11 protein-coding genes and 1 pseudogene are annotated in these 10956 nt (G+C 71.5%); 4 read left to right on the plus strand and 8 right to left on the minus strand.

Translation table 11 applies throughout. The features are described from left to right. The coding region (locus tag AB0C29_RS17060; RefSeq protein WP_360821165.1) for an alcohol dehydrogenase catalytic domain-containing protein at positions 1-355 on the minus strand (355 nt) is incomplete at its 3' end. Next, complete coding sequence (locus AB0C29_RS17065; RefSeq protein WP_360821183.1) at positions 352-921, minus strand: helix-turn-helix domain-containing protein; 570 nt, start codon at positions 919-921, stop codon at positions 352-354. The genes AB0C29_RS17065 and AB0C29_RS17060, both read right to left, overlap by 4 nt. A 29-nt stretch (positions 922-950) precedes the next feature. Between AB0C29_RS17065 and AB0C29_RS17070 the strand changes: the two genes are divergently transcribed. Beyond that, entirely contained in the window at positions 951-1787 is an 837-nt protein-coding gene (locus tag AB0C29_RS17070) for a hypothetical protein (RefSeq protein WP_360821167.1), read from the plus strand. 64 nt (positions 1788-1851) lie between these two features. Beyond that, positions 1852-3201, plus strand: coding sequence for an MFS transporter (locus AB0C29_RS17075; protein ID WP_360821169.1), 1350 nt, complete (start codon positions 1852-1854; stop codon positions 3199-3201). A gap of 10 nt (positions 3202-3211) precedes the next feature. Here the strand turns inward: AB0C29_RS17075 and AB0C29_RS17080 are convergent, their stop codons facing one another. The 4 genes from AB0C29_RS17080 to AB0C29_RS17095 form a co-directional block, all read right to left on the minus strand. Next, a complete protein-coding gene (locus tag AB0C29_RS17080) occupies positions 3212-3880 on the minus strand; it encodes a response regulator transcription factor (protein ID WP_360821170.1) in 669 nt (222 codons plus the stop codon). Further along, positions 3870-5444: a histidine kinase gene (locus tag AB0C29_RS17085; protein ID WP_360821172.1), complete on the minus strand. Its 1575-nt coding sequence runs from the start codon at positions 5442-5444 to the stop codon at positions 3870-3872. Before AB0C29_RS17085 ends, AB0C29_RS17080 begins: the two co-directional genes overlap by 11 nt. Then, positions 5441-5812, minus strand: coding sequence for a hypothetical protein (locus AB0C29_RS17090; protein WP_360821174.1), 372 nt, complete (start codon positions 5810-5812; stop codon positions 5441-5443). The genes AB0C29_RS17085 and AB0C29_RS17090 overlap by 4 nt, the downstream gene beginning before the upstream one ends. Positions 5813-5919: 107 nt before the next feature. Further along, positions 5920-7152, minus strand: coding sequence for a multidrug effflux MFS transporter (locus AB0C29_RS17095; protein WP_360821175.1), 1233 nt, complete (start codon positions 7150-7152; stop codon positions 5920-5922). A gap of 137 nt (positions 7153-7289) precedes the next feature. Between AB0C29_RS17095 and AB0C29_RS17100 the strand changes: the two genes are divergently transcribed. Both AB0C29_RS17100 and AB0C29_RS17105 read left to right on the plus strand, forming a co-directional pair. Further along, a complete protein-coding gene (locus AB0C29_RS17100) occupies positions 7290-7772 on the plus strand; it encodes a cyclophilin-like fold protein (protein ID WP_360821177.1) in 483 nt (160 codons plus the stop codon). Between the two features lie 87 nt (positions 7773-7859). Beyond that, a complete protein-coding gene (locus AB0C29_RS17105; RefSeq protein WP_360821179.1) occupies positions 7860-9071 on the plus strand; it encodes a PQQ-dependent sugar dehydrogenase in 1212 nt (403 codons plus the stop codon). A 1-nt stretch (position 9072) separates the two neighbouring features. Here the strand turns inward: AB0C29_RS17105 and AB0C29_RS17110 are convergent, their stop codons facing one another. Both AB0C29_RS17110 and AB0C29_RS17115 read right to left on the minus strand, forming a co-directional pair. Next, entirely contained in the window at positions 9073-10488 is a 1416-nt protein-coding gene (locus AB0C29_RS17110; protein WP_360821181.1) for an MFS transporter, read from the minus strand. 76 nt (positions 10489-10564) lie between these two features. Then, positions 10565-10956 (minus strand): annotated as a pseudogene (locus AB0C29_RS17115) (formamidopyrimidine-DNA glycosylase); the annotation flags it as partial.

The raw sequence follows: 10956 nt of genomic DNA on the forward strand, positions 1-10956 counted from the left end.
ACCCGACCGCCTCGGGCAGCGGCACGGCCTGGCCGGCGGGGACGACGGTGAACTCGGCGGCGGTGCCGGTCGGGCGCCCGGCCGTGGCCATGTAGAGCCAGACCCGCTGGCCGACCCGGCTCTCATCGACGCCCGCGCCGACCGCCTCGATCACTCCGGCGCCGTCCAGATGCGGCGTGACCTCGGGGAACTGCAGAGAGTTGGTGGCGCCCGAGCGGGTCTTCCAGTCGGTGGGGTTGACCCCGGACACGGTGACCCGGACGCGGACCTCGCCCGGGCCGGGGGTGGGCAGGTCGCGCTCGGCGAGCTGAAGAACGTCGGGATCGCCGGTGGTGCCGTACACGATGGCCTTCATGCCGTGATTCTCCCAGGCCCGGCGGTCCGGATGCCCGTCAGAACGACGTCCAGGTAGCGCCGCGTCAGCGGGGCGCGCTCGTCCGGGGTGGCGTGCACGGTGGCGGCGAAGACGACGCCGCACATCAGGCGGACGACGTCGGCATGGGTGACGCCGGGGCTGACGACGCCCGCGGCCTGGGCGCGGTCGAGCAGGTGGCCGGTCGCCGTGGTCAGGCGGGTGACCAGTTCGGTGGTCTCCGGCAGGGCGTGAGTGGTGGCGGCGAAGACCGGCTGGATGGAGGCGTCCCGCAGCTGGGCATCGATGCCGGCGAGCAGGAAGCCGGCGAACGCCTCCCACGCGTCGTCGGCGGCGGCGCGGTCGGCCCGGACGACGAGCTCCTCGAGCCCGGGACGGGCGATCGTCTCGAGCAGGGCCTCCGGGGTCGGGAAGTGGCGGTAGACGGTCGCCACCCCGATCGACGCCGCGCGGGCGACGTCGTTGAGCCGCAGGGACTCGCCGTCGTCGACGAAGCGCCGGGCCGTGTCGACGATGTGCTGCCAGTTGCGGGCCGCGTCCTTGCGGATCCGGGACCATCACCAGGGGCGAGATCGACGTGGCGGGCCGGCCCCGCACGTACACGCTGGTCACTCCGCCCGGCGACGACCACGACCGCCTGCTCCTCGTCTTCCACGGCTCCACGCAGAACGCCGGTGTGTTCCGCTCCTTCACCGGCACCGCGTTCGACCACGTGGGCGGGGCCGCCGTCGCGTACCTCGACGGTTTCCGGGGCAACTGGAACGACTCCCGCAAGGCCAGCCGCTTCCCGGCCCGGGTGCAGAACATCGACGACGTGGCGTTCGCCGAGGCAGCCGTCAAACAGCTCGGCGACGGCCGCCCGGTGTACGCGGCGGGATTCTCCAACGGCGGCGGCATGGTGATCCGGCTCCTGCACGAGCGTCCCGACCTGCTCGACGGCGGCGCCGTCATCGCGGCCCAGCAGCCCGCCCCGGACAACTTCGTGCTGCCCGGCCTGCCGGTGGTGCCCAAGCCGGTGCTGCTCTTCCACGGCACCAAGGACCGGATCGTGCCGTACGGCGGCGGGCAGATGGCCGCCTGGGCCCGGTTCGCTTTCAAGGTCGGCGGCACGATGCTGTCCGCGCCGGACACCGCCGCGTACTTCGCCGCGCGCAACGGCATCACCGCCGCGCCGGTCACCGTCGACCTGCCGCCCCGGGCCGGGGAGCCGGGCCGGACCTCGGTGAGCCGGACCGACTACCGCGAGGACGGGCACGCCCCGGTCACCCTCTACACCGTCCACGGCGGCGGGCACACCATTCCCGGCGCTACGCCGTCGCCGAGGCTGATGGGCCGGACCGCCGCGGACGTGTACGCAACCGAGGCGATCGCGGAGTTCTTCGCGCTCAGCCCATCCGGGCGCCGAAGGCCTTGAGCGAGACCGTTCCCGGCGGCAAATGACTGGACATGAACCCCGCTCGACGTTCTACCGTCGGCCCATGACCGCGATCACGGGCCACCGCCGAACGTTCTTTCACCTGCTGGTGAGCACTTTGCTGGTGTCGGTGGTGAACTACACCGTCTGGTTCGCGGTGACCTTCTGGGTGTATCTGCAGACCCGCTCGGTCTTCGCCACGGGCCTGGTCGCCGCCGTGTTCCTCGTGCTCACCGCGCTGACCGGGATCTGGTTCGGCAGCCTGGTCGACCACCACGCGAAGAAGACGATGATGCAGGTCTCCGCGGCCGTCTCGCTCCTGCTGTACGCGGCCGCGTTCACCCTGTACCTCGTCACGCCCCCGGCCTCGTTCACCGATGCGGGCAGCGTCACGCTGTGGGCGTTCGTCCTGCTGCTCATGGTGGGTGTCATCGCCGGCAGCATCCGGACGATCGCGCTGCCGACGCTGGTGACCGTGCTGATCGACGAGGACGCCCGGGACCGGGCCAACGGGCTCGTCGGCACGACGTCGGGCACCTCGTTCCTGGTCACCTCGGTGATCAGCGGCATCCTGGTCGGGATCGACGGCATGTTCTGGGTGCTCGCGCCGGCCCTGGTGGTCCTGGCCCTCGCCCTGGTCCACCTCGCGGTGGTGCCGGTGCCCGCCCCGGCGGTGGAGGTGCCCGCCGGCGAGGAACGCCGCGTCGACCTGCGCGGGACGATCCGCGTGGTGGCCGAGGTGCCCGGGCTGACCGCGCTGATCCTGTTCTCCGCGTTCAACAACCTGCTCGGCGGCGTCTTCATGGCGTTGCTGGACGCGTACGGGCTGTCGCTCGTCTCGGTGCAGGCGTGGGGGCTGTTGTGGGGTGTGCTGAGCACCGGGTTCATCGTGGGTGGGCTGCTCATCGCGCGTACCGGGCTGAGTCGTAACCCGGTCCGGTTGCTGCTGCTGGTCAACGTCGCCCTGTGGACCGTGACGCTGCTGTTCCCGCTGCGCTCGTCGGTCTGGCTGATGGCGGCCGGTCTGTACGTCTACATGCTGGCCGTACCGTTCGCCGAGGCGGCCGAGCAGACCATCCTGCAGAAGGTGGTGCCGTACGAGCGGCAGGGCCGGGTCTTCGGCTTCGCGCAGAGCGTGGAGCAGGCCGCGTCCCCGCTGACCGCGTTCCTCATCGCGCCGGTGGCCCAGTTCGTGGTCATCCCGTTCATGACCGACGGCGCCGGGGCCCGGACGATCGGCGGCTGGTTCGGCACGGGCGCGGACCGTGGGCTCGCGCTGGTGTTCGTGCTGACCGGGGTGATCGGCCTGATCGCCACCGTGGTGGCGCTGAACAGCCGGCCGTACCGTCGGCTCAGCGCCCGGTACGCGCAGGAACCGGCGCCCGCGCCGCCCGAGACTGCCGTGACCGGGTGAGTGGCCCGGCTCAGTCCAGCAGTCCGACGCGGTGGGCGAACAGCGCTGCCTGCACTCTGTTGTCGCAGGTCAGCTTGAGCAGGATCCGGCTGACGTGAGTCTTGACGGTGCTCTCGGAGATGACGAGACGCTCGCTGATGCCGGTGTTGGACAATCCCTGAGCCAGCAATCTCAGCACCTCACGCTCGCGGTCGCTGAGCTCCGCCAGGCGGGCCGAAGCCTCTTGGCCCGGCGGGGCGGGACGCAGTTGCCGGAGCTGGGTGACAGCCCGGCGGGTCACCGGTGGGGACAGGAACATCTCGCCGGCCGCAACCGCCCGCAGCGCCGGGGCCAGCTCGTCCGCGGCCGAGCTCTTGAGGATGAAGCCGGCCGCGCCGCCCGCGATCGCCTCGTCGATGTAGTCGACCTCACCGAACGTCGTCAGCATGAGGACCGCGGCCTTCGAGCTGCGGGAGATCTCCCGCAGCGCCGCCAAGCCGTCCAGCGCGGGCATCTTGATGTCCAGCAGGACGACGTCCGGGCGGTGCCGGATCGTCAGGTCCCGGGCCTGGACGCCGTCGGTGGCCTCGGCCACGACCTCGACGCCGGGGATGCCGCCGAGGACCAGGCGGATGCCGCCGCGGGTCAGCTCGTCGTCGTCGGCGATCACGACGCGCAGCTGTGGCTGGTCAATCGACATCGTCGAGCGTCTCCTTCGAGATGAGGGCTCCCGCTCGGAAGCAGAAACGGTATCCCTCGCCGTCCTGGTGTCGCAGCGCGGGCGCGGCCCGGTACACCTGGCAGTCGGCGCCGGGCGGCGCCGGGCTGACGGCTGAGCCCGGGCCGGGCTGGGCGGTCCGGTCCGGCAACTTTTGCCGTACGGCCGTTGCCGCGTCGCCGATCCGCAGCTCGTCATACGTCGCCCGGCTGACGCTCTGTTGCCGTAGACCGATCCACAGGCCGCCGGCGCACAACGCGACCACCAGCACCACGGTGAGGACGGCCGCCGCGGTCCAGACCCGGCGGCGCTGGTCGACGCGCCGCAGATCCTCGCCGAACTCCTCGGCCGGCGTCGCTTTCACTCTGCGGGCTTCCACCGTCGCCGGGCCGGTGCCGGCCAGCGGGAGCGTGGCGGCGATCCGGAACCCGCCGCCCGGTTCGGCACCGTGGTACAGGACGCCGCCGGCGATCCGCACGCGCTCGGCCAGGCCGTACAGGCCCTGACCGCTGGTGGCGCCGTGGTGGGGGCGGCCCGGGCCGTTGACGACCTCCAGGATCAGCGCGTCGTCCTCGAACCGGACGGCCGCCCGGATGGTGCTGCCGTGGGCGTGCCGCAGGGCGTTGGTGATGCCCTCCTGCAGCGTGCGGTACGCCGCCTGATCGATCATGGCCGAGACGGGGACGGCCTCACCCGAGCGGTCGAACTCGATGTGCGCGCCGGCCGCCCGGGCGTCGGTGACGAGCTTCTCGACGTCGGCGAGGGTGGCGCGCTGCCGGGGCTCGTCCTCGGGGGACTCCTCGCGCAGCACCGCGAGGATGTCCCGCAGCTCGTCCATCGCGGAGGTGGCCGTGGCGTGCAGCAACCGCACCGTCTCCGCGGACGGTTCCGGTGCGGAGCGCAGAGCACCGGTGTAGAGCGATATCAGCGTCAGCCGGTGGCCCAGGGAGTCGTGCATCTCCCGGGCGATCCGGGTCGCCTCGCGGACCCGGGCCCGCTCGGCGTCGATCTGCTGCTGCTCGCTGAGATGCACGGTCCGCTCATGCATGAGCGTGAGGATTCGCCGGCGCTGCGCGGAGAGCCGGGCCAGCGTCGCCGGGAACACGATGACGACGATGAACAGGCCGGCCGTGAACAGCACCTGGGCCAGGCTGAACGCGCGCAGCTCGAACCAGCTCCCGCCGAGCTGGCAGGCGAGCACCGCGGTGAGAGTGGCCGCCAGACGCCCCGCGCCGCGGATCCGGTAGCCGGCGGAGTAGCCGAGCGCGAAGAGCAACACCATGTCGGACCGGCCGGCCACGCTCCCGACAGCCGCCGAGACGACCAGGACAGCCCCGGGGAACCGGCGGCGCCCGACGACCAGGGCGGCGTCGAGCACGGCGTAACCGGCCAGCTGCGCGGGCGGGACGTCCCGGAGCAACGACAGACCAGCCGTCACGCCCGGCAGCGCGACGGCCAGCACGATCTCGTACGCGACCCGGCCCGGCCCGGCCGCCCGTACCGTTGCCCACCACGACGCCGCCGCCGCCGCTGCCGGATGCCTCATGCGCCGTCGATCCTGATCTGTTTCTTCTCGGTGAGCTTGCCGCCGGCGAAACAGAACCGGAAGAGCGGACGGTTCTTGCTCTCGGTCAGCGGCTTGAGCGCGTAGTAGGCGCAGGTGGCGCCGGCGGGCTTGCCCTGCCGGGTGGGATCGTCGCCGTAGATGGTCTCCTCGTCGTCCTCCAGCGCTGTCGGCAGCGCGTCCCGCACCGCGGTCTCCCCGGCCCCGACCTGCTGCGCGTCGAACTGCTGCTGCGTGATGGACGACCTACTGATCTTCCGTCCCGCATCCAGGGCCTGATAGCCGAACCAGCCGCCGACACCGCACACCAGCACCACCACGCCGGCGATGATCAGAAGGACCTTGCGCATGTCTGTCTCCTCGTTCCGTCGGATGGCTCCAGGATTCCGAGAAGGCGACCACGGTTCGACGGCCCATCGAATGATCTTCGATCGCCGTCGATGGTACGAAAGTGCCACTACGGACTCTGCGCGCCCCGGGCCAGCACGAGCAGTCCGACCATCGACAGGACGGCCCCGCCGACCATGAGCAGGGCCATCGGCACCGCCGTGTGTTCGCCGCCGAGCCCGGCGATCGGGGCGATGGTTCCGGCGGCGACCCACTGGACGAAGCCGAGGACCGCTGAGCCCGTACCCGGATGCTCCGGCACCTCGGCCGAAGCCAGGGCACCGCCGTTGGCGATCATCAGGCCCTGGGCCGTCATCAGCACGAAGAAGCAGCCGACCGCGAGCAGCAGCGGCGTACCGAACCAGATCGCGCCGACCAGCATCACGACGCCGGCCGCGAGGGCGGCCACCTGCCCGACGAGGATGACCTTACGGGTGGCGACCCGGCCGGCCAGCCGGGCGGCGACCAGCGCGGCGACGGTCATCCCGGCGGCATTGGCCGCGAAGTCGGCCGAGTACGCGATCGGCGACATCCCGTTCATCGACTGCAGCACGAACGCCGACGTGGCCACGTACGCGAACAACGCCGCCATGGCCGAGCCGGTGACCAGCAGGTAGCCGACGTAGCGACGGTTGGCCAGCACCTGGCGCCCGGCGACCGCGAAGGCGCGCAGACCGCCGCTGTGCCGCTGGTCCGGCGGCAGCGACTCCGGCACGGCGACCAGCACCGCGACCAGCATCGCCAGGCTCAGCGCCGCCACGGTCCAGAACGACACCCGCCAGTGCGACAGCTGCAGGATGACCGCGCCGAGCAGCGGCCCGGCGATCGGCGCGACACCACCGACGCCGGCGACGACGTTCAGCACCCGGACGAGGCGGGCGCCGGTCGCCAGATCCACGATGATCGCCCGGCCGATCACCATCGCCCAGCCGCCGGCGAAGCCCTGCACCAGCCGCGCCAGCATCATGACCCCGATGGACGGGGTCAACGCGCACACGATCGAGGCGACGGTCATCACCACCAGAGCGACCAGCAGCGGCCGGCGCCGGCCCCGCTGATCCGACACCGGCCCACCGATCAGCTGGCCCAGGGCCATGCCGACGAAGAACGTGGTCAGGGTCAGCTGGACCTGCGTCGCCGAGGCGGACAGCTCATCGGCCACCTGCGGGAACGCGGGCACGTACATGTCGGTGGCCAGCGGCGCGATCGCGGTCAGGAAGATCACCGTGCCGACCAGCCCGGCGGTGAGCGCGGACCGGCGGCGGGCGACGGGCTGATCGGGTACGGAGGTCAGTGAAAGCACCCGGCCAGCACACCCCGATCGGCCGCGGCGAGGAAGTCACGGCTGAGGGGTGTATTGACAGTGCATCCCAGCCAGGTGCCCCAGCTCGTACCGTCGGATTCCACATTCAGCGTGGAGTAATGGCGAGAGGTGACACCGTGCGAACAATCATCCGGCTCACCGCCGCTTCACTGGCCGTCGCGCTCGGACTTGCGGCCTGCGCTCCGGCCGCCGAGCCGGCCTCCCGAGCCACCGTTCCCGGCAATCCCCGCCAGGGCATCGGCTCTGTGGTCCGCTTTACCGCGGGCACCTACTCGGTCGACGTCACCATCGGCGCCGACAGCCCCGCCGTCCGGGACTTCCTCAGCATGCTGCCGATGCGGCTGCCGTTCGAAGACCTCAGCGGCCGGGAGAAGATCTCCTATCTCCCCCGCAAACTCGATACCGAAGGCTCCCCCGGCTCCGACCCGGAGGACGGCGATCTCATCTACTTCGTGCCCTGGGGCAATCTCGGCTTCTACTACAACGCCGACGGCATCGGATACTCCGACGCCACCATCCACCTCGGCAAGTACAACGCCACCGCCGCACAGCTCGAGCAACTCGAAAACGGACCGGTCACGGTGGCCCTCGTCGACTGACGGACTCCGGCTTGGACATTGGCGCAAGTCGATATATTGTGGGAGCGCTCCCAGGTCTGTGTCCTCCACTCTGCTCGAGGAGCCGATATGTCGCGACGACTCGTTCTGGTCCTGTCCGCGCTCCTGCTGACCTCGGTGTCGGTGCCGGGCATCGCCGCGGCCGGCCCGTCCCACACCCGGGCGGCGCCCCTCGCCGAGCTGACCGTGGTGTCCGAACAGGTGGCTTCCGGCCTGCGACGCCCCATCGCGATCACCGGGCTGCCGGACGGCCGGATGCTGATCGCGGAGAAGGACGGCACCGTCCGCTCCTACCACCCCGACACGGGCCTGGCCGCCGAACCGGTGCTCGACCTGACCGCCCGGATCGACACGTCGGACAACGAGCGCGGCCTGCTCGGCATCACGCCAGCGCCGAACTTCGCGCGGACCGGGATCCTCTACGTCGCCTACACGAGCCTGCCGGCCGGCACGCTGACCCTGGCCCGGGTGCCCCTCAGCGCCCCGGAGCGGCTCCAGGTGCTGCTCACCCAGGAGCACTCCGAGTACGGCAACCACAACGGCGGCCAGGTGGCGTTCGGCCGCGAGGGCTACCTCTACTGGTCGCTCGGCGACGGCGGGCACGCGAACGACCCGTTCAAGGCCGGTCAGAATCTCGGCACGCTGCTCGGCAAGATCGTGCGGATCGACGTCAACCGCGCCTGCGGGGCGAAGCCCTACTGCGTGCCCTTCGACAACCCGTTCGTCCGTACGGCCGGCGCGCGGCCCGAGATCTGGCTCTACGGGCTGCGCAACCCGTGGCGGTTCTCCATCGACCCGGCCGACAACTCGCTGTGGATCGGTGACGTCGGCCAGGGCCTGGTCGAGGAGATCGACCACATCCGCCCGTCGCAGCGCGGCGCCAACCTCGGCTGGTCCTGCCGGGAGGGCACCCCGGTGTTCGACCCGCAGCAGTGCACGCCGGGCGGGAAGTACACCGACCCGGTCTTCGAGTACGAACACTTCATGACGGAGAGCTGCTCGGTGACCGGCGGCGTGGTGTACCGAGGGTCGCGCACCCCCGAGGCCCGGGGCACCTACATCGCGAGCGACTATTGCTCGACCCTCGCGTTCGCCGTGCGTCCCAAGCCCGGGGGCGGCTACGAGTCCGCCACGATCGGCCGCTTCCCCACCCAGCCGACCGCGTTCGGCACCGACGTGCAGGGCGAGCTGTACGTGCTCAGCGACCTCCCGGGATGGCTGCACCGGGTGCACTTCGAGCGCGTCCAGCCACCCTCGAGCGTTGCGGTGGCGAACCGCTGACTCAGGCGGGAGCGGGTGACGCGGTGGCTGATTCCTCGGTCACCGCGTCCGCCGCGCGGGGGATCAGGCCGGCCAGCACCACCATGACCACGGACACCAGCAGCATGGCGATGAAGATGCGGTGCACCGCGTCGGTGAGCCGGGCCGGGTCGACGGCGCCGCGGCCGACCACCGCGTTGGCCATCGCGCCGAAGACCGCGACGCCCAGGGCGCTGCCCAGCGAGCGGAGGAAGATGTTGTTCGCGGTCACCACGCCGCGTTCGGTCCAGCCGACGCTGGACTGGGCGGCGATCAGCGTGGGCGCCGCGGTCAGGCCCATGCCCAGGCCGATGACCAGGCAGTAGGCGCCCACCTCGTAGACCGAGGACCGCTGGTCGAGCAGCAGCAGCAACGCGACCCCGCCGACCACCAGCGACGAGCCGATCAGGGCGCAGCCGCGGAAGCCGACCCGCAGGTACACCTTCCCGGCCTGGCTGGCGGAGATCGGCCAGCCGATGGTGAGCGCGCCCAGGGCGAGACCGGCCACCAGCGGGCCGGCGCCGAGCGCTTCCTGCGCGTACACGGGAATGTAGGAACTGAGGCCGAGCAGGATCGCCCCCACGCCCACCGCCAGGAAGCCGCTGCTGAGCAGCAGCCGGCGGCGGAAGATCCACAGCGGGAGCACCGGGTCGGGCGCGGAGCGCTCGACGAAGCCGAACGCGATCAGCAGGACCACCCCGGCGCCCAGGACGGCGAGGCCGATCGGCGAGGTCCAGGCCCAGGCTTGTCCGCCCTCCAGCACGCCCAGGATCACCAGGGTGAGACCGGCCGCGAGCAGGCCCGCGCCGCGATAGTCGACGGCCGGGCGCCGCCGCTCGACGCGTTCGTGGAAGCGGCGCAGGATCGCGGCGCCGGCCAGCAGGCAGATGGGGATGTTGACGAAGAAGATCCAGCGCCACGACACCCACTCGGAGAACACCCCGCCCAGCGTCGGCCCGACCACCGACGCGACGCCCCAGACGCCGGCCACGTACCCCTGGACCTTGGCCCGCTCGCGGACCGAGTAGAGGTCGCCGATGATCGTGATGGTGGTCGGCATGATCGCCCCGGCGCCGAGACCCTGCAGCACCCGGAACACGATCAACGGCACGATGCTCCAGGCCACGCCGCACAGGATCGAGCTGACCAGGAACAATCCGATCCCCCAGAGGATGACCGGCTTGCGCCCGAACAGGTCGTTGAGCTTGCCGTAGATCGGCACCGAGACGGCCTGGGCCAGCAGATAGACGGAGAAGAGCCAGGGGAACTCGGTGAAGCCGCCGATGTCCGCGACGATCGACGGCACCGCGGTGGCGATGATCGTCGAGTCGATGGCGATGAGGCCGGTGGCCAGCATCACCGCGAGCAGGACCGGGCCGCGTTCGGAGCGCAGCCCCACATTGTTCTCCGTCACCATGCAGGACTACCCCAGCCAAGCCGTCATCGCGCGGCCGGCGGCGGAAGAGAGGCCCGGATCACGCCTGTTCCCGGCTGCACCACCAGCTCGTCCGCCCGCCGACCGTGCTCTTGACCATGGGCGCGCCGTCGCGGGGACAGCGGCCGCCCGCGATGCGGAACGGGATGATGCCCAGCGTGTGCACCCCGCCGTCCCTGATCGCCGAGCGCACCGCCCGGCGGGTGGCCCGCAGCAGGCGGTCGACGTCGTCGGCGGTGAGCCGGTCGACCCGGCGCCCCGGGTTGATGCGCGCCGACCACAGGATCTGATCGGCCAGCAGGTTCCCGATCCCGGCGATCGCCTCCTGGTCGAGCAGGCGGGCCTTGACCGGCGCCGTGCCGGACGCGAGCGCCGCCCGGAACTCGGCCGGGGTCATGGTGGCCGCGTCCGGGCCCAGCGAGGCGATCGGCG

This window comes from Actinoplanes sp. NPDC048791 (genome assembly GCF_040650095.1).
In the GTDB taxonomy this organism is placed as follows: domain Bacteria; phylum Actinomycetota; class Actinomycetes; order Mycobacteriales; family Micromonosporaceae; genus Actinoplanes.